Here is a 26928-nt window from a genome sequence, read left to right on the forward strand (position 1 = left end):
CTAAATAACCCACCCATTTTGTATAGTTAGACAAAAGAATGGTATTGCCACTGCAATAACTTACATCCTGTGGATTCAATAAAAGTATTTGCCCCTGCCACCGTCGCGAATGTTGCCTGCGGTTTTGACATATTCGGTTTTGCCGTCGATAGTCCCGGCGACGAGATCATTGTCCGTAAAAGTGACCTGCCGGGCGTCCGGATCAAAGCCATCGTTGGTGATGAAGGCCGGCTGCCCAAACAGGCCGAACGCAATACCGCCGGTATTGCCATTCAGACGTACCTGAAACACATCGAATCCGACCAGGGACTTGAGTTGATTCTGCACAAAAAAATGCCGCTCGGCAGCGGTTTGGGTTCCAGCGCGGCCAGTGCCGTTGCGGGCGTATTTGCCATCAACGAACTGCTGGGCCGCCCGCTCAAACAGATCGACCTGCTTCCTTTTGCGATGGAAGGCGAACGGCTCGCCTGTGGCTCGGCCCACGCCGACAATGTGGCACCTTCGCTGATGGGCGGTTTTGTGGTCATCCGGAGCTATAACCCGCTGGATATCATCACCATCAGTACACCCGCCCAGCTTTTTGCGACCATCGTTCACCCGGAAATCGAAGTCAACACGAAAGACGCCCGGCACATTCTGAAAAATGAAGTGTCGATGAAAAACACCATCATCCAGATGGGCAACGTTGCCGGACTGATTGCGGGATTGATGAAACCCGATTATGACCTCATCGGACGTTCCATGGTCGATGTGATTATTGAACCGATCCGCGCCATTCTCATCCCCGAATTCAGCGAGGTGAAACAGGCCGCCCTCGAAGCGGGAGCCCTCGGCTGCAGCATTTCCGGCTCCGGCCCTTCTATGTTTGCCCTGAGTCGTGATCAACCGACCGCTCTCCGGGTTGGCAACAGCATGCAGGCGGCTTTCCAGGCCGTCGGCATTGGCAGTGAACTTTACGTCTCCGGTATCAATCAGGAAGGTCCGCGGGTACTTGGCTAACTCAAAATGTGGAATAATTTTTGCATATACAACTAAACAAGCATGATAAGCTGTGCAAGCAAGTATTGCAGGCTAAATTGAAGCGAATCGTGCCTCGTTACGGTGCTCAACTCATATGAAACGTCGAAATCTTTTTTCAATGCGATATGATAAGAGCACTACTCCTGTGCGTTTTCTTTCCAATTTGGGTATTCAGTCAGCCCGTTATTGAAACCAGGCCCAGTCGATTCTTTGCCGAAATTGGCGGTTTTTATGCCCCGTCGAAGCAAACTCCATTCTGGCTGCGCACCAATCAATACGGCATCGTGCCCAACACCCTGCCCACCGCGACTCTGCGGGCGGGTGTTCGCCAGGATTACCGCTTTTATCCGCTCACGGACTTCACATCGCCCCGACGACGGGATCGGTTTGGCTTTGGGTACGGTTTTGAAGGCGTTTCGAACTGGGGTGCCAAGGCAAAACAAACCATACTAATCCCGGAAGCTTACGTTAAAATTCGCACCGGCGTGTTTGAAATCATGGCGGGACGACGACGCGAAATCGTCGGTTTAGTCGATTCGACGCTTAGTTCCGGCTCCTACAGCTGGTCGGGAAATGCGTTGCCCTTACCCAAAATACAGATTAGTCTGCCTGACTATACGCCCATCGGCTTTACGAAGGGCCTGCTTTCTTTTCGGGGTTCTTTAGCCCACGGCTGGTTTGGAAGCCAACGACGCGTCCAGCATTATTTTCTACACCAGAAATCGTTGTATGCACGCCTGGGAAAACCCCGCTGGCCCGTAAAGTTCTACGCCGGTTTTAATCATCAGGCACAATGGGGCGGTGTAACCGATCAACTGTCGGAATCCATTATCAAAAACGGCCACTTCCCCGCCAGTTTTCAGGACTACCTTTTCGTCACGCTGGGGAATAGCCTGGGCCGCCTGACCGGTCTCGACACCACCCGATATAGTCAGTTTGACCGGGAAAACCGGGTCGGTAATCACCTGGGAACCATAGACATAGGCATGGAATTTAGCTCCCGGCAATTCTCCGTTTTACTATACCACCAAAGCATCTACGAAGATGGGTCACTGTATTACCTCACCAACATCGAAGATGGGCTAACGGGGCTACGGTTTCGGAATTTGCAACCCGCCACGTCCGGTTTCCGGATCACCGGCGCGGTGGTGGAGCTTTTATACACGAAAAGTCAGGGGGGCGGTGTATTTTCGGATGGTAATAAATTTCGCGGCAAGGATAATTACTTCAACCATACCCAGTATCAGGACGGCTGGTCCTACTTTGGTCGAACCATCGGAACGCCTTTCATCACGCCCGTTACCGACACCCGCCCCGGTCTGTCCCAATACGGTTTTTTCAGTAACAACCGGGTTCGGGTGTATCATGCCGGTATTCAGGGTAATTTTGCCAGAAATTGTCTGTTCCAGTTTAAATTCTCCTACAGCGAAAATTATGGCACTTACGATGCTCCGTTCCCGGAAAAAATCCGGCAAATTTCAGCGGGGATGACCCTCGAATTACCCCTGAACCAGCACGGGCTGCTGTTCAATTTCTCGGCGGCTGCCGACCAGGGCGATTTATTCCAAAACAGCAGTGGCGTATACGCCGGTATTCGAAAAACCTGGGATTATTACAAATACCGGATTCGGAAGTAGGCTACGGTTTTCGATATACGGTTTACAGGTGTTGAGGTGCTACCTGAACGCGCAAAGGGCCTCAGTTACAACCCGAAACCGGGCCTAGTCTTCGGGAAAAGGAATGAATATAAATCCCGCAAAGTCACCTTCGATTACGAACAGGCAACAATATTCATCGGGGTTCTTGTAACTTTCCCTGAACAAGTCAACCGACTCTTCCGCAACGAGCTTGCGCTGAACGAATTCGTCCAGCAGGGAGGCCCGGTAGGTCCACGCATTCCCGGCCAGTTCGTTGGGGCCGAGCAGCAATTGGCCAATATCGACCGCCCGTCGGGAAGCCACAAATATCGGATTTTCGGTAAAACCGCGCTTCCGGATCACGTACGATGCTTCACGCAGGGTGTCCGACACTTTCACAAAATCAGTCGAAACCGCACTCATCAGTTTGCGGTTTACATCTGGCGAATTGGCGTCGTCAAGCAGAATATTTTCGTTACTGTTGTTGATCATTTTTTTTTCGGTATACGGTTTTCAGTATACGGTATTCGGTTGGCTGACGCATGCATGAAAGAATGCGTCAGCCAACCGAATACCGTATACTGAAAACCGAAAACGTTAAATTTAAATTCTGGCGGCTAACAAAAGGCTCAGGTCTTTAAACCGCATATTGAATTTTTTGGCAATGTAGGCGTTGGTTAACAGGCCGTTATGACTGTAAACACCTTTCATAAACCACCGGTTCGCAAACATCATTTCTTCGATTCCGCCGATGGTTCCTGTCTGTAACAAGAAGGGCAGAAAAATGTTGCTCAACGCCAGACTCGCCGTGTGGGCGACCCGCGAAGCAATGTTTGGAACGCAGTAATGGATCACATTCTGAAATTTATACGTCGGTGCCTTGTGGGTCGTCATCCGGGACGTTTCAAAATTACCGCCCTGATCGATAGACACGTCAATAATAACCGCATCCAGTTTCATGTGCGAAACCATTTCCTGCGTAACCACAATCGGGCTTAAACCGTCTTCGGCGCGCATGGCTCCAATCACCACGTCAGCCCGCTGAATGGCTTCCGACAGGGTGTCGGTTTCAATAATCGACGTATAGATATGTTGCCCAATGGCGTATTTCAGCCGTTGCAGCTTGTAAATGTGTTTATCAAAAATCTTGATTTCGGCACCCAGTCCCAAAGCCGTCCGGGCGGCATATTCTGCCACCGTTCCGGCCCCCAGAATCACCACTTTGGTGGGGGGAACGCCCGTAATACCGCCCAGAATGACACCCCGGCCGCTGTTGGCACTGCTGAGGTATTCACCGGCAATCAGCATCACCGTGCTGCCCGCGATTTCGCTCATCGCCCGGATCACCGGCATTCCGCCGACTTTGTCCTCGATGTATTCATAGCCGAGTGCGGTGATTTTTTTACTATTCAGCCGTTCAAAGTATTTTTTTTCGTGATTGGGCAGATTGACGGCCGAAATGAGGGTGCTTCCGGTTTTGATGTAGTCGAACTCCTGGTCAACAAGCGGCTCCACTTTCAGAATCAGGTTCGCATCGTACACTTCTTTGGGCGAAGGCGCAATGCGGGCTCCGGCTTCGCTGTAGTCGTTATCCGAAAACTTGGCGCCCTCACCGGCACCTTTTTCCACCAGTACTTCGTGGCCGTGCCGCACCAGAATGTTGACCGCTTCGGGCGTCAGGGCAATCCGGTTTTCCTGCAATGAAACCTCTTTGGGCATCCCAATCATGAGACTGCCATTGTGCTTTTTAACAGCGGCAGGAGCTTCCTGCGGATAAAGTGCCGTTTGCTTTGCTAGTTCTTCAAACCCAGTCACTATAAACGGGATTTATGAATTACGAATGGCGAATTTTAAAACCTTCGCCGGGTCGGTTTTCTGCCCAGCCCCCGCGACGATTGTGTACTCCATCATTCTTAATCCGTCATTTTATCAATTGGTTTCCAGTATTCGTTCGCCGTCTTCAACCCGCAGGTGAATAGTCCAGGCATCGGGCGGCAATAATCCGGCAATTCGTTCGGGCCATTCAATCAAACAGCGTTCTCCCGAATCAATGTACTCCTCCAAACCGCTATCCAGCGCTTCTTCTTCGTTGCGAAGCCGGTAACAATCAAAATGGTAGACCGGTTCACCCGAATTTGTAACATACTCATTTACAATGGAAAATGTCGGGCTTTGAACCGTATTTACAACGCCCAGCCGCTGGCAGACGGCTTTGATGAGGGTGGTTTTCCCCGCTCCCATCTCCCCGTCGAACAACCAGACGGAATACCTGCTTCCGGCATCAATCAAATGTCCGGCAACGGTATCCAATTCAGCAAGGCTTCGAAAGCGTAAGGTCATTCTGTCCATTCATTCCAATTCCAAAGATAACACTTTTCTTTGTCTCCGACAGGCTGTTACCGACAGTTGACCTTCTGGCTAAAATTAGTCATCTTCGGCCCTCAACTCTTGATTCTAACTTTCTATGTCTCGTACCCTTCAGGTTGGATTAATCGGTTTCGGACTTTCGGGCCGGTATTTCCACGCACCTTTCCTAACCGTTAATCCGCATTTTAAAATAGCGAAAGTGGTTGAACGTCACCGCAATGAAGCCGAAGCGTTCGACCCAACCATTAAAACCGTTCGCAGTCACGAGGATTTGCTGACCGACCCGGCCATTGACCTCATCATTGTCGGCTCGCCCAACGATACCCATTTTCCGTACGCCAAAGCCGCTCTCGAAGCCGGGAAACACGTCCTGATCGAAAAGCCGTTTGCTACTACTCTCGAGCAGGCCCGTGACTTGCTGGAACTGGCGCAACAGAAAGGGCTAGTGGCCATACCGTATCAGAACCGGCGCTATGACGCTGATTTCCTGACCATTCAGCAGCTTTTGCAGGAAGGCCCGCTGGGCGATGTCGTTGAATACGAATGCCGGTACGACCGCTACCGGCCCGCGATTCTGGATAGCTGGAAAGAAAAAGATCCCGCCGGCGGAGGCAACCTCTTTAACCTGGGTCCGCACCTGATCGACCAGGCCATTGCGCTTTTTGGCCTCCCGGAAGCCGTTTCGGCGGATGTTCGCATCGTTCGGGAAGGCGGAATTCTGGATGATTATTTCGACGTGAAGTTATTTTATGCCGATAAACGCGTCATTCTGAAATCGTCGATGCTCGCCGTCGACAACAGCTTGCGGTATATCATTCACGGCACCAAAGGTTCGTTTATCAAACACGGACTGGACATTCAGGAAGAAACCCAGCGCAAAAATATTCTGCCCAATACGCCGGATTGGGGTGCCGAACCCGAAACGCAATATGGAACGCTGACCACCACCGAAGGACGCGCTACCTTCCCGAGCCTGCCGGGGAATTACCACCGTTTTTACGATAATTTATACCGGGCCATTGTCGGTGAAATCCCGCAGGAGGTAACACCCGAACAGACTCTGGCCGTTATTAAGATTATCGAACTGGCCGGAGAAAGCAGCAAAACGAAAAAAGTACTGGAGTTTTAATAGAGAGTAAAGAGAAGCGACAAGAGAATAGAGACTGAGCTACCCCTTCAAGGAACTCGTCTTTATTCTCTTGTCGCTTCTCTTTACTCTAAAAAATCAATACCCCGGATTCTGCTTCAGCGTTGGCTGACCGTTTTTCTGGCTATTGAGAATTTCCTGCAACGGAATCGGGAAGTATTCGTGCTTGCCTTTGATGAACGTCACCCCATTCAGGTACGACCGTTTTTTGGCTTCCGCCGGGTAATAGGCATTCAACACCTGATCGGCGATGCCCCAGCGAACCAGATCGAACCGGCGGTGGCCTTCCATGCCAAACTCCAGACGCTCCTCAAACTGGACGGCTTTGCGGGCGACGGCTTTATCGGTCCAGGCCGAGGTGTATTCCTTGATCACGTAATTGGCCGCCGGTTTTCCGTCGGCACCCTTCACAAACCCATCCGGATTGGCCGCCCGACGGCGGATCTGGTTGACGTAATCCCGGGCTTTTTCCAGACTACCCACCTCAACTTCCGCTTCTGCCAGCCACAACAGAACGTGTGAATACCGAATCATGCGGTAGTTATTGGCGTTCAGACGGGGGTTGCTCGCGAAGGTGTTCGTTCCCACATCGGAACGGTACATCACGTGCTTTTTAGGCGAGTAGGGACCGCCATACGCCTGATCGCGAACGTATAATTTGCCGGGATGGACGCCCCAATCCAGAAATGGAATGCCCCGGCGACCCACCGTATGATCCAGGCGCGGATCAACGGTACCTTCATAAGGCGTAAATGGCGCCGTCGATTCGATGCCCTGGTCGCTTTTGATGTCTTCCTTATTGAAGTCATCCGGCAGCGGCAAACCGTTGGCGTCCGTTTTGAAAGCATTCACTAAATTCTGGGAAGGCTGAAAGAAACCGCAACAGGTCGTCACCCCACCGCCACCGTACGGATAATTCAACGTCGCTCCGATGTTGCCATTTTCACCGCCCGATGCCCCATCGTTCACCGAGTGTTCGATTTCGAAAATAGATTCGGCATTGTTGTTGGTCACGGCGCGGAAGTTGTCGTGGTACAACGGCATCAATTTGTACTGACCGCTGGCGACAATCGCATCGAGCAAGGTTTTGGCTTCGGCGTATTTTTTCTGGAACAGGTACGCTTTCGCTAATGTAGCGGCAGCGGCCCATTTGGTAACCCGGCCTTTTTGCGTCTGCGTGGGGGGCAGTACGTCGTAAGCGGCTTGTAAATCCGCATTGATTTTGGGCCAGATGTCCTCGCTATTCGGCACTTTGGTACTTTCCAGATCGCTCGGGCTATACGTTTTATCGTCGATGTAGGGCACCATATTGAACATCTTCTTGAGTTCGAAATGGTAATGACCCCGCAAAAACCGCGATTCGGCAATGATTTGCTTGCTTTCGGCCTCCGTCAGGTCTTTGGCCATCGGCAAATTCTGCAATACATCGTTGGCCCGGGCAATTCCGTCGTACATGCCCCGCCACTTGCCGCGGAAATAAATGTTATCCGACTGAATATTGCCCTGTTCGATCAACGAAATGGGGGGCTGGTCACCGGCAATCGTTCCTTTGTAGGCGTCGTCGGAAGCAACACTGCCATACACCCAGTTGTCGCCCGAGGATTGGTACGAGCGGTAGGCTCCTTCGGCCGTTGCCCAGCCGTCGAGGAGTGAATACGCACCAATCAGCAAGGCATTGATACCGGCTTTATTTTGCAGAACCGTATTGGAAAGGGCGGCTTTGGGCTGCACTTCCAGAAATTTGTCGGAGCAGGATGTTGCCATCATGCAGCAGACGATGAACAGAAATATGGTTATTTTTTTCATGATTTTTTGTCTCTTTCTTGCTTAAAAGCTCAGGTTCAAGCCCAACAACAGGGTTTTGGCAACGGGATAGGACCCTCCATCGACACCAATCTGGCGGTCGTTACCAGCCGTATAGTTCCGAAGATTGATTTCCGGATCCATGCCCGAATACTTCGTGATCGTTGCCAGGTTCTGACCCTGTACATACACCGACGCCTGACCCAGCCCTAATTTCGACAGCAGTTTGGTGGGCAGTGTATACGTCAGCTGGATGTTTTTGAAGCGGAAATACGACCCTGATTCCAGGTAATAAGTCGACGGCAGGATACTGACCTGGTCGCTCGACCGCAACTGGGGCAGAATGGCGTCGGTTTTGCCCGGCCGCCAGGATTCATACAACATCCGGGTGCTGCGGTTTCCGGCAAACGTTGGGAAGTCGGTCCAGTATTTGACGTAATTGAAGATGTCGTTCCCCTGAACGCCCTGGCCGAAAACCGTCAGACCGAAATTTTTGTAATTCAGGTTCAGGTTCACCCCATAGTTGAATTTCGGGTGCGGATTACCAATGATGCTCAGATCGCCGGAATCCACCTTGCCATCGCCGTTGACATCCTTGAAACTAAACCGCCCCGCCCGGTTTTCAGTGGCCGCATTGCCAAACTGGACGGGATGCTTGGCAGCCTCTTCGTCGCTTTGGAAAATACCTTCGATCGTGTAGCCGAAGAAGGAAGAAATCGGGTAGCCCTGCTGGGTAACGACAAAGTTCTGAATCCGCTCATCGTTGATCCCAAAATACTGCGTTTTGGGATCGCCGGTGGTTTTGATCACTTCGTTGCGATACGTTCCGACGTTTAAGCCCACATTATACGTCAGGCCCGTGGCAATTTTGCCGTTATAGTTCAGCATCAGGTCAACACCCCGGTTCCGCATTTCACCGATGTTCTGAAATGGTGCCGTCGCCACGCCCTGCGTCAGCGGAATCTGAACCGGGAAAAGCATGTCAGAAGTTGTGCGCGTATACCAGTCAAAACCGACACTCAACCGGTTTTTCAGCAGCGTGGCATCCAGACCGATGTTGGTGCTGGTGGTGGTTTCCCACTTCGCATTGGCGTTCCCGAACTGGGTCAGTTCATACCCCGGAACGGCGGACGTACGCGTGCCGTTGATGTCGTAAAACGACGTGATCGGGTTGGTGCTGAACTGGGTGTAGGGGTTGTAGTTCCCAATTTCCTGGTTCCCGGTTTGTCCCCAGCCAATCCGCAGTTTCAAGTCGTCAATCCAGGTCATCGATTTCATGAACGACTCCTGCGAGATCCGCCAGCCCGCGCTCACCGCCGGGAAGTAGGCCACCCGGAAATCTTTGGCAAACCGGGAAGACCGGTCGCGACGGAGGGTAACATCGAGCAGGTATTTATCGCCCAGCGCATAGTTGGCTTTCGCAAATTCGGAAGCCAGCCGCCAGTTCGACGCCCCGCCGTTGTTGGTTTGAACCCCCGTACCGGCACTGAGGTAGCGGTTTTCGATGTCATCGACCGCAAAATTGGTCCGGCTGGCGTCAAAAAATTCGTAGTAATTCTTGATCGACTCCGTCCCTACAATGAAGTTCAGCCGGTGTTTGTCACCAAGCATAACATTGTATGTCAGCGTATTATACCACGTCCAGGTCCATTCGTAGCTGTTGTTGGTTTGCAGGCTGTTCGATCCACGGGATTCGGGCGATTCAATGTCGCGCAGCGTATAGTTTTTGAAGTTATACAGGTTGTAGTCGATCCCGAAACTGGTGCGCGCCGTCAGATTTTTCAGCAGATCGACTTCGGCGTAGGCGTTTCCAAACAACCGGACTTCTTTCTGAATATTATCCTTGTTGCGCCACAAATCGGCCACCGGATTCCGGGCATTGTCGAGGTCGCCCCCGCGCGCTCCGGCATAATAACCGGCCACGTCGAATACCGGAATGATCGGCTGAATCCGGAAGGCAAACGAGATCGGGTTGCTTTCGTTGCTGTTTCCGTTGGGCTGCCCCAGCCGTTCGCCATACGCCACCTGAAAGTTCTGTCCAACCCGGACCTTTTTCGTTACGTTAAACTCCGTATTGGCCCGCAGCGAATACCGCTTGTAACCGGTATACTTCATAATCCCTTCCTGGTTGAAGTAATTCAGCGACATGGCATACCGGCCCGATTCCGTTCCGCCCGAAACCCCCAGCTGGTGGTTTTGAATCGGTGCCGGATTAAAAATCTCGTCGAGCCAGTTGGTTCCGGTCTTATTTGCCTTGGTAATCAACCACTTGGTTTTGTTAAAGTCCGGGCTGTCGATGTTGTTGGAGTAGTTGATGTAGTTTCCGTTGGCGTCCTGAGCCACCCGCGGGTCACTGGCAGAAGCCGCGCTCGGGAAAACATAGTCCGGAATCACGGGCGTCGGGCCGTTGCCAAACTGCGAGTGCGTCGGGTTGCCATTGGCTCCTACCGCACCGGAGTTTTTCCGGGACTCCCAAACCAGTTGAGCGTATTGATCCGTATTGAGCAAATCCAGAAACTTACCGGGACGTTGCGTACCATAGTATACGTCGTACGTAAATTTCGGTTTTCCGATCTTTCCTTTCTTGGTCGTGATGATCACCACCCCGTTCCCGGCGCGTGACCCATAAATGGAAGCCGCCGACGCATCTTTCAAGACCTGGATGGTTTCGATGTCGTTCAGGTTCAGCGTATTCAGGTTGCCTTTGGTGGGCGTTCCGTCGATGACGTAAAGCGGGGAGTTGTCGTTGATGGTACCAAAACCCCGAATCCGAACCATAACGCCACCACCCGGCGAGTTTTCATTGCCGACCTGCACCCCGGCCACGCGGCCCTGCAGTGCCTGTCCAACGTTAGTGGCCGGTACGGAAAGCAGTTGCTTGGCATCCACCGTCGCCACCGCCCCCGTGATATCCTTCTTCGACTGGGTACCGTACCCCGTCACAATCACTTCCGAGAGGGTTTTGATGTCGGCCTGAAGGGTAACGGTAATGTCGGACCGGTTCCCGATCGAAACCTCCTGCCCGGCGAAGCCGATGGCCGAAACGGTCAATACATCACGTCCTGTGGGTACATTGAGCGTAAACCGCCCGTTGGCGTCGGTAGCTGCTCCGATGGTTGTTCCTTTAATAACGACGTTGGCACCCGGAAGGGGATTGCTGTCGTTGCCATCCGTGATGAGGCCGGTTATTTTGCGATCCTGCGCCCAGGCAGCAATCGTCAGCAACCACGCCAAAGCCACCGTTGCGCATGAGCGCAACGGCCTTAGGTAATTGTATCTCATAGAAATGGTAGTTGGTTTGTAAAAAAGGATGATTGAATTGTACGTATTCCCGCGCGAGGTTACGAAAATAAGCTTTTTTCTTTCTAAAAGTCAACCACTTGACAGCCACCCCAGGCGTTTTTTGATAAACTCTTCAGGAGTAAATATAAAAAAACCGAGACAATGTCTCGGTTTTATACCTTAAACGGCTGTTATATAGCACTTTAACGAGTTATTTCAAATTCAAATCGGTCATTACCGTCTGCACTTTTTGTTTCAACTGCTCATAAACAGCATCAAAATCTTCCTTCCGGGCCAGTGGTTCGTTCACGCCAACGTAAAATTTAATCTTCGGTTCGGTACCTGACGGACGGGCCGAAACCTTCGTTCCATCGGCCGTAAAGAACTGCAACACGTTCGACGACTCGATGCCCATTTTCCCGGCTTCAATAGCGGTTTTTTCACCGGTAGTCAAATCGGTACGCTCCAGACTGGCGTAATCGTCGACGCGCAAAACCGGTGATCCGGCGATTTGTTTGGGCGGGTTAGCCCGGAAATCGGCCATCATCTGCTGGATTTCCTCAGCCCCGGATTTGCCTTTTTTGGTCAGTGAAATCAGTCCTTCATAATAGAAGCCGAACTTCTGGTACATTTCCATCAGCAGGTCGAACAGACTCAGCCCTTTGTCTTTGGCGTAGGCCGTCAACTCGGCGATCATGGCGCAGGACGCAATGGCATCCTTGTCGCGAACAAAATCGCCGATCAGATAGCCGTAACTTTCTTCACCCCCACCGATAAACTGCTGCTGGCCTTCGAGTTCGCGGATAATCTGGGCGATGTACTTAAAACCGGTCAGCGTATTGTAACAGAAAACGCCGTATTCCGCGCACATCTTGTCGATGAGGTCGGTCGTTACGATGGTTTTGGCCACAAACTCTTTGCCGGTCAGTTTGCCGTTGTCTTTCCAGGCCTGCAATAGATAATAAATGATCAGGCTGGCCATCTGGTTGCCGTTCAGCAACTCGAACTCGCCGTGGTGATTGCGGGCCCCCGAACCAACGCGGTCGGCATCGGGGTCGGTGGCCATAATCAAATCCGCATTGATGGCTTCGGCCTTTTCCAGCGCCAGCCGCATGGCATCGCGCTCTTCCGGGTTCGGCGATTTCACCGTCGGAAAATCGCCATCCGGTTTGGCCTGCTCCTCCACAATGTTCACATTGGTGAAGCCCAGGGCCTCCAAAACGCGCGGAACAAGCGTAATACCGGTGCCGTGGATGGGCGTGTAAACAATATTGAGGTCCTTTTGCCGCGCGATGACCTCCGGATTGATGGAATTCGACTTGATCCGTTCGACGTACACGCTGTCGATTTCTTCGTCGATCAGGTGAATTCGTTCGGGCACACCCTCGAATTTCACGTCGTCGATCGACGTAATTTTATTGACTTCGGTAATGATGTTTTTATCGTGGGGGGCCACCACCTGCCCGCCGTCGTTCCAGTACGCTTTATAGCCGTTGTATTCCGGCGGGTTGTGCGAAGCCGTCACGACAATACCGCTCTGACAGCCCAGTTGACGAATGGCGAACGACAATTCGGGCGTCGGGCGCAGGGAGCTGAACAGGTAGACTTCCATGCCGTTGGCCGAGAAAATATCGGCGACAATCCGGGCGAACTCCGGGCTCATCCGGCGACTATCGTGCGCAATGGCGACCTTGATGGCCTGGTCCGGAAAAGCCGCATTCAGGTAATTGGCCAGGCCCTGCGTGGCCGCGCCAACGGTATAGCGGTTCATCCGGTTGGAGCCGACGCCAATTACACCCCGCAAACCGCCGGTACCAAATTCCAGGTTTTTATAAAATGAGTCGATGAGTTCGGTCGATTCGCCGTTGTCCAGCAAGGTGCGGATGGCGGCTTTCGTATCAGAGTCATAATTGCCGTTGAGCCAATGGTCGATGGTTGCCTGGGTGGCAGAATCAATTGCAGTTGTCATAAGGGATGAGTGTTAGAATCGGCCGCCAATTTACAGTTCTAAATGAAGGCGTCAAATCGTTTTGGTAAAAGGTTTTTAAACGATAAAAAAGTGGATAATACGATCACAAAATCAATACCGGCAGCCAAAACACGCCGTCGCCGATCCACCGGTAGCGTTCGTTGATTAAAAACCGGTTCGGGTACCGCTGAATGATATACAGAACCGCGCTCATCATGCCTTCGATGATGGCCGCCCGCTGGGCAAACCGGTCGTCGGCCATGAAGAAAATCACCAGCGCCAACACCGTAATGACCACCGTCAATGTCCGCAGGATGACGTCGCTCCGGTCGAATCCCCAGATGGTCGCCAGCGAATACGAGTTGTCTGGAAATTCGTAGGTTTCCATGACTGAAAACAGCAGCAGATTCTGAAAAACGATCAGCAGAAACAAAACCGCCAGCCCGATTTCGGACCAGCCCAGGGTCGGCTTCTGCACCCACGAACTCCCCCAGACGCCCACGGTATACAGCAACGTCACCACAGGTTCTTTCCACGCCAGTTTGGCATTTGAAGCGGGCAGACGCGAAACGCCCCAAACGTAAGCCGCCGAAATCAGCGCCAGACCCGCGCCAAACCACAAAACGCTCCGGGGTAACCAGAATAAAAGAATAACTGCCATGACGACCAGGCCGGCCAAAACACGCATCAGCAGGTGCTGGTTTTCGGCGTGAAAACGGTGACGGAGCGTCAATACCGCATTGGAATTCAGATTTTTGCGAACATCGTATAAGCGGTCAGCCGCATAAATAACAAACACGCAAATCGCTAGCAAAACCGTTGTTGCCCAGCCAACCGGCCGGTGGCCATCCGGCAAACGGGCCACCATGATGTGGGAAATAACCGCTCCGGCGACCACATCGAGACTGAGGTAGTGCGCTTTTTGCAGCAGGTTTTTAATCGAGTAATAAAACTTCATAGGAAGGCTTCTGTTCCATCCGTAAACGAACAGAAAAATGAATGGTTAAGAAAATGGGAGTCGGGCGGGGCGTCGTTCGAGGATGGTTACCGGTTCGCCAACCCGCAGTAGTCCCGGCGTTTCGGCCAGAACGTTCTGGCCAAACAGGATCTTGTTGTCCAGCCTGCGGTAGGTTGCCAGGGCTTTAAGCGGCTCTTTTCCTTTCCGGCTCGTTTCCGGGTCGATGGTCGTCAGAACGCAGCGGGCACACGGTTTTACGCCATAAAACGATAGGTCACCAATTTTGAAACGATACCAGGTGTCTTCATCGTGCGGCAAAACGCCTTCTACCACCAGATTCGGGCGAAAACGGCTCATTTCCAGCGGTTTTTCCGCCCGCCGGTTCAGTTCGTCCAGCGAATCCGTACTGATCACCAGATACGGGTAGCCATCGGCAAAGCTGACCACATCGCCGGGCTGGGCATACGCAGGATCGACCGGGCGAAGTGAGGTTTCGGGCATATACACCAACCGGCACGGAAAGCCCAGCAGCCGGCTAAACCAGTCGTCGGCTTGCTGACTAACGACCCGTGAATCAACCGCCTGATTTTCCCACACATACGCCGTCAGTTGTTCTTCCGTCGTTTCTTCAAGCGGTATTTCCAGTACATCATCCGGACGATGGCGGTGATAAACCCGCAACTGCCGGTCGGTCAGTGCCACCTCGACCAGCGCCATGACGGTATTCTCCCGCTGGGTTAGAAACGTTCCGTCGGGTTTCACGAGCATCCACCGCCGGTCGTAGCGAAAGCCTTTCCGCTCAACCACCGCTTCGGAAAGGGAAATACCGCCCAGCGATTTGATGGGATAAATCCGGATTTCTTTTAAAACAGGTGTGTTCATGCGTCAAAGGTAAGGCGGTGTTCGATGGGTACCAAAACCGTTTTACCAGCGCGGCAGCGGGCTCACCTCCTGCGAGGTAAATTCGCCTTTCAAATACTTGAAATGGGCCGCCATCGCAATCATAGCCGCATTGTCGGTGCAGTATTCGAACTTCGGAATATACACCTTCCAGCCCTCCTGGCGTCCCATTTCAGCCAGGGCCGACCGCAACCCGGAATTGGCCGAAACCCCGCCCGCCAGCGCAATTTCCCGAATCCCGGTTTGCCGGGCGGCTTTCCGGAGTTTGGTCAGCAGAATCCTGATGAGCGTATGCTGGATGCTGGCGCAGATGTCCGGCAGATTTTGCGCGATAAAATCCGGATTGGCTTTGGTGCGGTCGCGGAGAAAATACAGAAAAGCGGTTTTGATGCCACTGAACGAAAAATCCAGCCCCGGCATTTCGACCTCCGGAAACGGGAACGCCAGCGGATTGCCCTGCTGCGCATACCGGTCGATGAGTGGCCCGCCCGGATACGGCAAATTGAGCAGTTTGGCGGTTTTGTCAAAGGCTTCGCCCACCGCGTCGTCCTGCGTTTGCCCGATGATCTCCATCTCCAGATGATCCCGGATCAACACAATCTGCGTATGGCCGCCACTGACGGTCAGGCACAGAAACGGAAACCGGGGCGTGGCTTGTTCATCGATGAAATGCGCCAGAACATGCGCCTGCATGTGGTGTACCTCGATGAGCGGAATGGCCAGCGCCAGCGCCAGCGCTTTGGCAAACGAGGTTCCGACCAGAAGTGAACCCAATAAACCCGGTCCGCGCGTAAAAGCGACGGCATTTAGCGCGTTTTTTTGTATGTTTGCTTCATGCAGCGCGCGTTCGACCACGGGTACGATCCGTTGCTGATGCACGCGCGAGGCCAGTTCGGGGACGACACCGCCGTATTGTTCGTGGATTAACTGCGTTGCTACAACATTGGATTGTATTTTTCCGTTAACAGATACAGCAGCCGACGTCTCGTCGCAGGAAGATTCAATTGCCAGAATTGTCATTTTTCAAAAGTAATGAATAATGAACAATGAACCGCATCGGCGGACCGAAATGAAAAGCCCTTCACAGCCTCCTTGATTTATCAAATCAAGACGCATGAATTGCCTCTGATTGTTCATTTTTTACTGTTCATTGTTTATTCAAGCTAAATGCGTTCATTTTTCACCATACTTCTCAAAACCCTGCTTTACACCGTCCTGGTTGTATTGCTGGTGGCCGGAATCGTGGTTGTCAGTCTGCAAATACCGGCAGTACAGACAAAAGTGGTACGTTATGCCGCCCAACGGGTTTCTGAAAAACTCCTCTTTCCGGTCGACATCAAGCGGATCGACATCAATTTTTCCTTTCCTACGGTCTGGGTCAATTCCGTCACGCTCGAAGAAGTGACGATTCGGAACCGCGACCTGAAACCGATGATCAACGTGGGCCGGCTGGAAGTTACACTGGCCCTCGAAACGCTGATCAACAATTCGGCGACTGATATTCACCTCGATGAAGTGTTGCTGTATCAGCCCCAGGTCGATCTGGTGAAAGACGCCAAAACCGGTAATCTGAACATCGACGATTTTCTGGAACGCATCAACGAGATGACCCGCGATACGACCAAACCGTCCATCGCCAACCAGAATATTCCGTTTACCATCGGCAAAGCTACGCTGATCGACGGTCGGTTTACCTACAACGACAATCGAAAACCGACCATGGGCGGACGGCTTTTCGATTACAATCACTTTCTGGTCAGCGGGTTAAGTGCAAACTTGAACAACTTTCTGCTGCTGGGCGACACCATTGCGGTGAACATCGGACGCATGAAGGGCTTTGAGAAACAGGCCAATCTGAAGATTCACCGGCTCGACACGAAATTTCTCTACTGCGCCAAGGAAATGCGGCTCGACAGTCTGTTCGCCCGCATCAACGGCTCGACGGTGCGGAACCGGCTGGTTTTTTCGTACGATAGTTTTTCGGCTTTCAACGAGTTCAATGACGAGGTGATCATGCGGGCCAACCTGCGGAATGCCGTCGTCCGGGCGCAGGACCTGGCCCCGTTTACGTCGTATTTTAACGATAACTTCGACGTGGCCCGCGCTTCGGGCGACTACGTCGGGCGGATTCGAAATTTCAAAGTCACCAACGCCGACATCCGCTTTGGGCACCAGCAACGGAGTCGGCTGGTGGGCGATCTGGCCTTCAAGGGATTACCGGACAGTGACGAGAATACGCTGGTCGATTTCCGGTTCAAGCCGTCGCAGGTCATCATGGCCGATATCCGGCCGTATTATTCCGATCCGGATTTCGACCGGATTGTCAACAAAATTGGCAGGCTCGATTTTGCCGCTACCTACGCCGGGCGGTTTATTGATTTCAAAACCGTCGGGACCTTCAAAACGGCGATTGGCACGGTGTCGGGCGATCTGGCGCTGCACCTCAATGGCGATCAGGGAACCACCTACAGCGGTAATCTGAAGCTGGCGGATGTCAATGTCGGTTCGCTCATCGACCAGCCCGACTTAGTTCAACGGGTTGACGGACAAGGCAAGTTTGTGGGCCGCGGATTGACCATCAAAGACGGCTCGCTCGATTTGAATGCGCAGTTTACCCGCGTCGGTTTTCAAAAATACAATTACCGCAATCTGGTCGTACAGGGCAATTTGAAACAGTCTTTTTTTCGGGGCCAGGTCAGCGTCAAAGACACCAATCTGACGTTCAGCCTGAACGGCGCGTTTGATCTGCGCGGCCCGAAAAATCTGTTCGATGTTCGCGGAACGGTCCAACAGGCGAACTTCCTGGCCACCAACTTACTGAATGACAGCTTGATTGTTCGCAGTGACCTGGACGTGCAACTGGTGGGAAACACGCTAAACGAGCTGGTCGGCAATGCCCGGCTCCTGAATACTTTTGTGACCTACGGAAAGCGAAATCTGGTTTTAGATACCCTGTTCATGGCGTCTTCGATTACCGGAAACGAACGGTCAATTTCGGTAAATTCCGATTACCTCGACGCTAACCTGAAAGGGAATTTCCAGTTGACCCAGGTGGCCGATGATCTAAACCGGATTGCGAAGGAATACCGCCTGAATTTTGCCGGAAATGCCGCCGGACTTACCGCCTATTACCAGGAAAAACTGCGCAAACCCGTTCCCGTTTTTCCTTACAACATCGACTATTCCTTTCTGCTGAAAAATTCGCAGCCGTTGCTGACGTTGGTGTATCCGTCGCTGTATGTTTCGCCCAATACGAAGCTGGAAGGCCGCTTTGGCGTCGATCAGTCTTCCCTGCTGACGCTGACCGGTGCGATCGATACGCTGAAAGTGGATGAATACAATTTTTACAAAAGCACGATCGACCTCAACACCTCCAAATTTGTCAATTCACCGGACGTTCTGGCTTCGCTGATTATCAACTCGACGCAGCAGCAATTCGGTTCGCTGGCGGCCACCGAAAACCTCCAGGCCGAAGCGTCGTGGGATGTCAACCACATCGATTTTACGACTAGTCTGCTTCAGCAGAAAAGCACCAACCGGGCAGACCTGAACGGTTCGCTGACGTTCAAAGGCGATGCCATCGATATTGAACTCGAACAATCCCGGTTTCGGCTGCTGGACAGCGTCTGGACCATTTCGCCCGAAAATCTGATCCGGATTGTCGGTCCGGAAATTACCGTACGGAATTTGTCGGTTTCCAACCGCAATCAATATATCTCCGTCAGTGGAAAAGCCTCACAGGATTCACTGCAAACGCTCGATGTGGAGGCTAAAAACTTTTTACTGGAGACGCTGAATCCGGTTTTTAAAACCAAAGTCTCCGGCGTTGCCAACGGAAAAGTAGCCGTGCGGGGTCTGTATGGTTTGCCTTTGCTCGATGGAGCCATCACCATCGACTCCCTGAAATACAATGATTTCCTGATCGGAAACGTCGTAAACCGCAGTACGCTCGACCAGTCGAACCGGATCAATTTAGACACGCGAATCCGGCGATTCGACCGGCAAGTGCTGGCCATAACCGGTATTTACACCCCGGGTGAATCGGCCGCCAATCCGCTCGACTTGAAGGCGGTTCTGGAAGGCACCGACCTGCGGCTGGCAGAGCCGTTTGTGAAAGGCCTTGCTTCCAATATTGGCGGAACGGCCACCGGCGTTGTTACGATAAAAGGAAAAGCCGGCAACCCGGTTCTGGGTGGCACGGTCGATATTAATAATGGCCGGTTGACCATTGACTATCTGAAAGCCGATGTCGGTTTTTCGGATAAAATCTATTTTGGCCCCAGTGAGATTGTCGCCAAAAATATGGTTCTCACGGACCTGAACGGCGGTCGTGCCACGTTGCGGGGTGGCGTTTTCCACGACGGATTCAAGTATTTTACGGTAGATCTGAACGTCGTGGATATGAAGAATTTCAAGATTCTGAACACTACGCTCAAAGACAACGACCAGTTTTATGGAACCGCCGTGGTGAGCGGGCGGGCGGGCATCGAAGGGCCGTTCGAGAACCTGGCGATCCGCGCCAATGTGACCAGCAACCGCGGAACCAAGATTTACATTCCGCTCGATCAGGCCGCTACGGTTACGAAAGAAGAAGTGATCCGGTTTGTCAATGTGAACCCGGCCCACCGCGACAGCGTCAATAAACCGACTGAACCCGAGGTTGATTTGTCCGGAATCCGCATGGATTTCAACTTGTCGATTACGCCCGATGCTTATTGTGAAATCCAGTTGGACCGCCAAACCGGCGATATCATCAAGGCGTACGGCAGTGGTCAGCTGGCGATGCGGATCGATACGAAAGGGGACTTTACGATGACGGGTGCCTACGAAATCCAGCAAGGCGAATATACGTTCACGTTTGAGAATGTGATCAACAAACGGTTTCAGATGTTGCCCAACAGCCGCATCACCTGGACCGGCGACCCCTACGAAGCGATGGTAGACGTCAAAACCGCCTACACACAATATGCTTCGCTGGCCCCGATTCTCCAGTATTATTCGTCCAGTTCGTCCAACAATCCCGACCGCACGCGCCGGTATCCGGTCGATCTGCTGATTAATCTGAACGGGCGGTTGTTAGCGCCGGATATTTCCTACGATCTGAAAGTAAAAGAATATCCGCAACAACCGGATTTCCGGCAGGCCGTGGCCGCTTTCGAGTCGCGCCTGAAGAGTAACGATCAGGAATTAGGCCGTCAGGTTAGCAGCATTCTGTTATTCAGCCAGTTGGCACCCGGCGAAGGGCTGGGCCTGATCGATCCGGCGTCATCGACGAGCAGCAACGTGGTTGGTTCGGGCTTGACCAACAGCCTGAGTGAGTTACTTTCCAACCAGATCAGCCGCCTGGCTTCTACCCTGGACAAGAATCTGGATGTGGGCGTTTCGCTCAATGGCCTGGATCAAAATCTGGTCAACAACCTGCAGGTCCGGCTTTCGTACCGCTTTAATGATCGTTTCCGGATCAGCCGGGACGGCGGTTTTACGTATGGCCAGAACCAGACCAGCGTGGCGAGTCTGCTGGGCGAATGGACGCTGGAATACTGGCTCTCGCCCGACGGTCAGCTCCGTTTGAAAATGTATAACCGCAATCAGAATCAGCTTGGCTCTTTAAACGCCACCACGTACGGAACGCTGACGACCGGGGGCGGCATGAGTATTCAGTATACCCGTTCGTTCAACCGCCTGTTTGGCCCCGCTCCCGAACCTCCACAACCCGGTATTCGGACGCGCCCAACCCCAATCGAACGGCCCGCACCCGCTACCACCGTCCCCGCAACGGAAACCTCGGCACTTCGCGACCTGGACGATAGCCAGTTGTAATGTACCCACGGACCGCCGGGCGGCTCGTTTAGTCCGTATGATAATTCTGGCTCCCACACTGGGAAGTAAACCACGGCTCTAGTCCGTGGATACGATAGATTATTTGGCAATACGAAGAATTTACATAAACCTATAGAGTTACCGAAACCTTTTCAAAGTCAATAACTGTTGTCACAACAATCGGTTTCACGCCATCTCTCCTTCGATCCGTCCAATTTCTATTCAAAGTAGCCATGCTACTTTTCCCGATCACCTGCCATGTGGATTGTCCGTTTAGCGCTTGAGAAGAAGTACACCATCGCTGTGATGGGCCTGCTGATTCTGATCATGGGCGTCGTTTCCATCGTTCAAATGCCCACCGACATTTTCCCGCGGATCAACATTCCGGTGGTATCGGTCATTTGGGGCTATACGGGTCTGTCGACCAATGAAATGGAGAAAATGATCACCAATTTCAGCGAAACGTCGATCATCAATAACGTAAGCGACGTGCAGCGGCTGGAGTCACAAACGTATAACGGAACGGCGGTTTTAAAGGTCTATTTCCAACCCACAGTCAAAATCGAGGAAGCCATGTCGCAGGTGACGGCCATTGCCCAGACGATTCGGCTGCGGATGCCGCCCGGCACCCAGCCTCCGCTCATTGTCCGGTATAATGCAACCGACGTTCCGGTTTTGCAATTGGGGCTGTCGAGCGACAGTCTGACCGAATCCCAGATCACCGATTACGGCACCACACGGATTCGGCCCCAGATTTCTACCGTGCAGGGGAGCCGGTTATCGCAGCCCTTTGGGGGAAAAACACGCCAGATCATGGTCGATCTTGACCCGAGTCTGATGATCTCCCGGGGTGTCACGCCCGAAGAGGTGGTCAACGCGGTGTCGGCCCAAAACCTGACCTTGCCCAGCGGCCAGTTGCGTCTGGCCGAACGGGAATATGTGGTTCGGTTGAATACAAAACCCGACGTCATCGAGTCGCTGAACGACATTCCGGTAAAAGCGGTTAATGGCGTTACGATTCACATGCGCGACGTCGCCAATGTCCACGATGGCTCGTCTGTCCAAACCAATGTGGTGAAGCAGAACGGCGGGCGGGGCGTTTTGATGAGCATTGTCAAAATCGGGAATGCCTCGACGACGGCGATTGTCGACAAAATTCAGAATGAAATTATTCCCACCCTGCGGGCTGCGGCACCGAGCAACCTCAAGATTGTCGGCCTGTTCGATCAGTCGGTTTTCGTTCGGGCATCCATTCATGGTGTTGTCGTTGAAGGATTAATTGCGGCTTTGCTGACGGCGGCCATGATCCTGCTGTTTCTGGGTAGCTGGCGCAGTACGCTGATCGTGGCGGTTTCGATTCCACTTTCGATCCTGACCTCCCTGACGGTTTTGTATTTGATGGGTGAAACACTGAATATCATGACGCTCGGCGGTCTGGCCCTGGCCATCGGTATTCTGGTTGATGACGCCACGGTAACCATCGAGAACATTCACCGCAACGAAGAACTGGGATTACCGCTTCGCCGGGCCATTCTGGAAGGGGCGCAGCAGATTGCCACGCCGACGCTGGTGGCAACCCTGACGATCTGTATCGTATTTGTGTCGGTTCTGTTTCTGGAAGGACCGGCACGTTTCCTCTTCGGACCGCTGGCGCTGGCCGTGGTGTTTGCCATGCTGGCGTCGTATATCCTGTCCCGAACGCTGGTGCCGATGATGGCCGATTTGATGCTGCGCGGAGAATCGCACACACCGACTGCCGGGGCTGCCGACCGGGGTCTGCACGCCCGTTTCAACCGCGGTTTTGACCGGTTGCAAAACCGCTACCTCCACGCACTGGAGTGGGCGCTGGGCCACCGAAGGGCCGTTCTGGCGGTATTCGTCCTGGTTGTTCTGCTTACTTCGGCGATGGTTCCGTTTATTGGCCGGGACTTTTTCCCCGGTGTCGACGCCGGGCAGTTCCGGTTGCACCTTCGCGCTCCCGCCGGGAGTCGTCTGGAAGAAACCGAGCGGATCGCCAGTCGAACCGAGGCCCTCGTGCGCGAGGTCATTCCGGGCAAGGAGGTGGGTTCGATCATCAGCAACATTGGATTGACCAGCGAACGCTATAATTTCATTTTCTCGGATAACTCGTCCATTAGTGCCGCCGATGCGGAACTGCTGGTTTCGCTGACTGATGAAAAAAGCCGCCCAACGCAGGAGTATATTCGAAAACTCCGTCAGCTATTTCGGGAAGAATTACCGGATGTGACCTTCTTTTTTCAACCGGCCGACATCGTCAGCCAGATTCTGAACTTTGGCTTAACCGCCCCGATCGACGTGCAGGTAATGGGTTTTGACCGGGGAAACAACCTGAAAATTGCCCGGGAACTTCAGCAGAAAATCGCGCAGGTTCCCGGTGCGGTGGATGTCCACCTGCACCAGGTGCTGGACGCGCCCGAACTGTATGTCAATGTAGATCGGGAACGGGCGGGGCAACTCGGATTGAATGAACAGAAAATTGCGACCAACCTGATGATTTCGATGAGCGGAACGGCGCAGGTTACCCCCAATTTCTGGCCCGATCCGCAAACCGGTTTCCCCTACCTGATTGCCGTTCAAACCCCACCCTACCGCCTGAACACGCTCGATAAGCTGATGCAAACGCCGATGGCGGGCAGTCAGGGCCGCTCGATGCCCCAATTGCTCAGCAACGTCACGACGGTGGAGCGGAAACTGACGCCGGTGATCATCAACCGCGTCAATACCCAGCCCACGTACGACGTTTACGCATCGGTAGAACGGTCTGATCTGGGATCGGTTTCGGATCACATCGAAAAGATTCTGGCCGAATACCGGACGCAGCTCAAACCGGGCAATCAGATTCTGATCAGGGGTCAGGTGGAAAGCATGAACAGCGCCTTTTCCCGCCTGGGCATCGGTATTGTCTTTGCTGCCGTGCTGGTTTATCTGCTGATGGTGGTCAATTTCCAGTCGTTCCGGTATCCGTTCATCATCATTACCGCCCTGCCGGGTGCCCTCTGCGGTATGGTCTGGCTGCTGTTCCTGACGCACACCACGTTCAGCATTCCATCGTTGATGGGTGCCATCATGAGCGTCGGGGTGGCCACGGCGAATAGTATTTTATTGGTTAGTTTTGCAAAAGACCACCTGCCCGACGTGAGTTTCAACGCCATGGAAGCCGCCATGGAAGCGGGCCGAACCCGGTTGCGCCCCATTCTGATGACCGCCATTGCGATGGTGATCGGGATGTTGCCCATGTCGCTGGGCCTCGGCGAAGGTGGGGAACAAAACGCTCCGCTGGGCCGGGCCGTGATCGGCGGACTTCTGCTGGCTACCTTCACAACCCTGCTGTTTGTGCCGGTGGTTTTCAGTTATTTAGCCGGAAAGAAACAAACTGGTTTATAGTTTAGGGTTTATAGTTTATTGATCCTGAACCACCTATAAACGATAAACCCTAAACGATAAACCAATAAAGCATACACTTAAAACTCTTTACAATTCCCAACCATGCGACGCATCTGGATCTGGTTAGTACCTTTAAGTTTGATTCTGCTGTTTGTGTTTGTCGGTATTTTACCCCGGATCAAAAACACGCAGGAGCTCCGGGCGGAAGCCGACGATCAGAAAAACCGGCAGGAACTGGTGACGGTCACCTCCGTGACGCACTCGGCCGACACGACCGGGTTGCTGTTGCCGGGACAGATTATGCCGTTCCGCGAAACACCGGTTTACGCCCGCACGCAGGGTTTTCTGAAACGCCGGTTTGTCGACATCGGTTCGAACGTTCGCAACGGTCAGATGCTGGCGACGGTGGAAGCGCCCGAACTCGATCAGGAATTGATCCGCGCGCGCGCCGACGTCCGGCTGGCCCAATCGAACCTGGATCGCCTGAAAAGTGTGAACCTTCCCGGTGCGATTTCCCAGCAGGATCTGGACAACCGGCAGGCGACGTACGAAATGAACCAGGCCACGCTCCGGCGGTTGGAAGCCCTCAAAGCCCTGCAGGAAATCCGGGCACCGTTCAATGGAATTATCACCGCCCGGAACGCCGAAGTGGGCAATCTGGTGTCAACCGGCAATGGCGGAGCGATACCGATGTTTACGGTATCGCAACTGGATACCCTTCGGGTATACGTCGATGTGCCCCAGACGTATTACCAGTTGATTAAAGTCGGGATGTCGGCCGTGGTCAATGTACCGGAACTGAACAAATCGTTTACCGGAAAGGTCGTTCGTACATCCGGTACCCTGCGCACGGAGTCGCGCACGTTGCTGGCCGAAGTGGCCATTCCAAACCGGAATCAGGAGCTGGTATCCGGTTTATACGGGCAGGTGAAATTCAGGCTCAATGCCCTGCATCCGCCCGTCATTATTCCGGCCAACACCCTGCTGGTGACGTCGGAAGGACCGCGTATCGTGGTGGTCCAACCCAACCGGGTTTTGCGTTTTCAACCCATTACGCTGGGCCGGGATTTTGGCACGACCCTCGAAGTGCTGGATGGTTTGCAGGGTCAGGAACAGGTCGTAACCAATCCCAACGACCGGCTCAAGGATGGGCAGCAGGTTCGGATTAAATTGCAGGGACAAAGCCCGGCGACAAAACAAAAAGTATGAGAAAAACGGCACTTTTCAGTTTCACTTTTTTATGGCTTGCTGGTACGGTTTCACGGGCCCAACCGGCGGCTTCTTCAGGCAGTACATCGGGTGGTTCGTTTTCGCCCGGATCATCACAATCGGATCCGGCACGCAGCGGCTGGGCGGTTTTCCGCGACGCAACGCTGGATTCCCTGATCGATTTGGGATTAACCAGTAATCCCGACATCCGGGTGGCCGTCAGCCGGGTTGAAGAAGCCCGGATTCGGGTTCGGGTGGCCGAGTCGTTTCTGGCTCCCTCCATCCGGAGTAGTATGAATTTCAATACCCAGAGCTTGTCGGAATACCGCCCCGTGGCTGTTCCGGTCACCAGCGAACGATTGCCGCGTCTGCAACTCAACACGCTTCAGATCCTGCCGATCGACGCCAGTTACGAAGTGGATTTATTCAGGCGCATTCGGAATACCGTTCGGGTTACCGATTTACAACGGCAGGTTACCGAATCGGATGTTCACATTACACAACTGATTGTGGCTTCGGAAGTGGCGCGACTCTATTACCTCATCCGCGCCAACGACAGCGAACAGGCGGTTATTCGCCGAAACATTGGCCTCCGCGACTCCACCATTTCAATCATCCGCGCCCGCTTTCAGGCAGGTTTAACGAACGAAATCGACGCCAAACGCGCCGAAACCGACATTGCCAATGTCCGCGTTCAGTTGCTGGGACTGGAACGGAGCCGCGCGGAACTGGTCAACGGGTTGGCGGGGCTTTGCGGACAGAATCCGGCCACCTTTACGGTATCGACCGGTCGGTTGGGAACCGGTTTTCCGGAATTGCCTTTCACGGCTATTTCGGCCGATCAACTCCGCCGTCGGCCCGATCTGCTCCAGGCCGAACAGCAATCTCAGGCGGCCAATGTCCAGATTCAGGTGAATCGGGCGGCTTTGTATCCCCGCATCAACCTCGTGGGCGCGGGCGGAACGCTGACCGGCCGGATCGGCGGCCTGTTTTTCCCCGCCAGTATGACCTACCTGCTGGGGATCAACGCCAGTGTGCCGCTTTTTGAAGGGAAACGCAATCAACAGAACATCGTTCTGGCGCAGCAGCAATTCAAAACCGCCGATTATGCCTATCAGCAGCGGATGCTGGTGGCCCAGCGCGAAGCCGAAACCGCCCTGGATAATCTGCAGAGCATGCGCCAGCAGATCGACGCCCAAAATCTGGCCCTCGAATCGGCACGGTATACCGAACGACTCAATCGCGAACTGTACGTCAAAGGGCTGACCACATTTCTGGAAGTACTGGATTCACAACGCACGGTTCTCGATTCCGAACGCCAGCTGGTGTTGCTGCAAAGTCAGCGGGCATCGTATACCGTCGCTTTGCTGAAAGCTTTGGGCGGAAGTTTTTAACAGGAAACACAACAAAA

General features: G+C 53.2%; 16 protein-coding genes. 7 read left to right on the plus strand and 9 right to left on the minus strand.

The features are described 5' to 3' along the window. Window positions 1-69 precede the first annotated feature (69 nt). The gene (locus EHT87_RS17200; RefSeq protein WP_124907885.1) at window positions 70-999 is read left to right on the plus strand and encodes a homoserine kinase; all 930 of its coding nucleotides are present in this window, start codon (window positions 70-72) and stop codon (window positions 997-999) included. 146 nt (window positions 1000-1145) lie between these two features. Then, complete coding sequence (locus EHT87_RS17205) at window positions 1146-2657, plus strand: capsule assembly Wzi family protein (protein WP_124907886.1); 1512 nt, start codon at window positions 1146-1148, stop codon at window positions 2655-2657. A gap of 84 nt (window positions 2658-2741) precedes the next feature. Here the strand turns inward: EHT87_RS17205 and EHT87_RS17210 are convergent, their stop codons facing one another. The 3 genes from EHT87_RS17210 to tsaE form a co-directional block, all read right to left on the minus strand. Continuing rightward, window positions 2742-3149, minus strand: coding sequence for a hypothetical protein (locus EHT87_RS17210; protein WP_124907887.1), 408 nt, complete (start codon window positions 3147-3149; stop codon window positions 2742-2744). 111 nt (window positions 3150-3260) lie between these two features. Continuing rightward, window positions 3261-4472, minus strand: a complete 1212-nt coding sequence (locus EHT87_RS17215; RefSeq protein WP_124907888.1) for an alanine dehydrogenase — start codon at window positions 4470-4472, stop codon at window positions 3261-3263. 114 nt (window positions 4473-4586) lie between these two features. Continuing rightward, window positions 4587-4997 (minus strand): tRNA (adenosine(37)-N6)-threonylcarbamoyltransferase complex ATPase subunit type 1 TsaE, encoded by a 411-nt coding sequence (gene tsaE / locus EHT87_RS17220; RefSeq protein ID WP_124907889.1) that lies wholly within the window; start codon window positions 4995-4997, stop codon window positions 4587-4589. 124 nt (window positions 4998-5121) lie between these two features. On the opposite strand from tsaE, the gene EHT87_RS17225 reads away from it, so the two are divergent. Then, on the plus strand, window positions 5122-6153 hold the full coding sequence (locus EHT87_RS17225) for an oxidoreductase (RefSeq protein WP_124907890.1): 1032 nt from the start codon (window positions 5122-5124) through the stop codon (window positions 6151-6153). 96 nt (window positions 6154-6249) lie between these two features. Here the strand turns inward: EHT87_RS17225 and EHT87_RS17230 are convergent, their stop codons facing one another. From EHT87_RS17230 to tsaD, 6 genes are all read right to left on the minus strand, one after another. Beyond that, window positions 6250-7977, minus strand: a complete 1728-nt coding sequence (locus EHT87_RS17230) for a RagB/SusD family nutrient uptake outer membrane protein (RefSeq protein WP_124907891.1) — start codon at window positions 7975-7977, stop codon at window positions 6250-6252. A 21-nt stretch (window positions 7978-7998) separates the two neighbouring features. Continuing rightward, window positions 7999-11256: a SusC/RagA family TonB-linked outer membrane protein gene (locus tag EHT87_RS17235; RefSeq protein WP_124907892.1), complete on the minus strand. Its 3258-nt coding sequence runs from the start codon at window positions 11254-11256 to the stop codon at window positions 7999-8001. Between the two features lie 211 nt (window positions 11257-11467). Further along, entirely contained in the window at window positions 11468-13225 is a 1758-nt protein-coding gene (locus tag EHT87_RS17240; protein WP_124907893.1) for a phospho-sugar mutase, read from the minus strand. A 103-nt stretch (window positions 13226-13328) separates the two neighbouring features. Next, window positions 13329-14183 carry a hypothetical protein gene (locus EHT87_RS17245; RefSeq protein ID WP_229321140.1) on the minus strand — a complete coding sequence of 285 codons (855 nt, stop codon included), beginning with the start codon at window positions 14181-14183 and terminating at the stop codon, window positions 13329-13331. A gap of 45 nt (window positions 14184-14228) precedes the next feature. Next, window positions 14229-15065, minus strand: coding sequence for an MOSC domain-containing protein (locus tag EHT87_RS17250; protein WP_124907894.1), 837 nt, complete (start codon window positions 15063-15065; stop codon window positions 14229-14231). A gap of 42 nt (window positions 15066-15107) precedes the next feature. Continuing rightward, window positions 15108-16103, minus strand: a complete 996-nt coding sequence (tsaD, locus tag EHT87_RS17255) for a tRNA (adenosine(37)-N6)-threonylcarbamoyltransferase complex transferase subunit TsaD (protein WP_124907895.1) — start codon at window positions 16101-16103, stop codon at window positions 15108-15110. Window positions 16104-16250: 147 nt separating this feature from the next. On the opposite strand from tsaD, the gene EHT87_RS17260 reads away from it, so the two are divergent. From EHT87_RS17260 to EHT87_RS17275, 4 genes are all read left to right on the plus strand, one after another. Then, window positions 16251-20903: a translocation/assembly module TamB domain-containing protein gene (locus EHT87_RS17260; protein WP_124907896.1), complete on the plus strand. Its 4653-nt coding sequence runs from the start codon at window positions 16251-16253 to the stop codon at window positions 20901-20903. A gap of 258 nt (window positions 20904-21161) precedes the next feature. After that, on the plus strand, window positions 21162-24308 hold the full coding sequence (locus EHT87_RS17265) for an efflux RND transporter permease subunit (RefSeq protein WP_124907897.1): 3147 nt from the start codon (window positions 21162-21164) through the stop codon (window positions 24306-24308). 102 nt (window positions 24309-24410) lie between these two features. After that, window positions 24411-25517: an efflux RND transporter periplasmic adaptor subunit gene (locus tag EHT87_RS17270; RefSeq protein ID WP_124907898.1), complete on the plus strand. Its 1107-nt coding sequence runs from the start codon at window positions 24411-24413 to the stop codon at window positions 25515-25517. Next, window positions 25514-26911 carry an efflux transporter outer membrane subunit gene (locus EHT87_RS17275; protein ID WP_124907899.1) on the plus strand — a complete coding sequence of 466 codons (1398 nt, stop codon included), beginning with the start codon at window positions 25514-25516 and terminating at the stop codon, window positions 26909-26911. Before EHT87_RS17270 ends, EHT87_RS17275 begins: the two co-directional genes overlap by 4 nt. Window positions 26912-26928 lie beyond the last annotated feature (17 nt).

It is taken from the genome of Larkinella knui (assembly GCF_003858645.1).
Lineage (GTDB): Bacteria > Bacteroidota > Bacteroidia > Cytophagales > Spirosomataceae > Larkinella > Larkinella knui.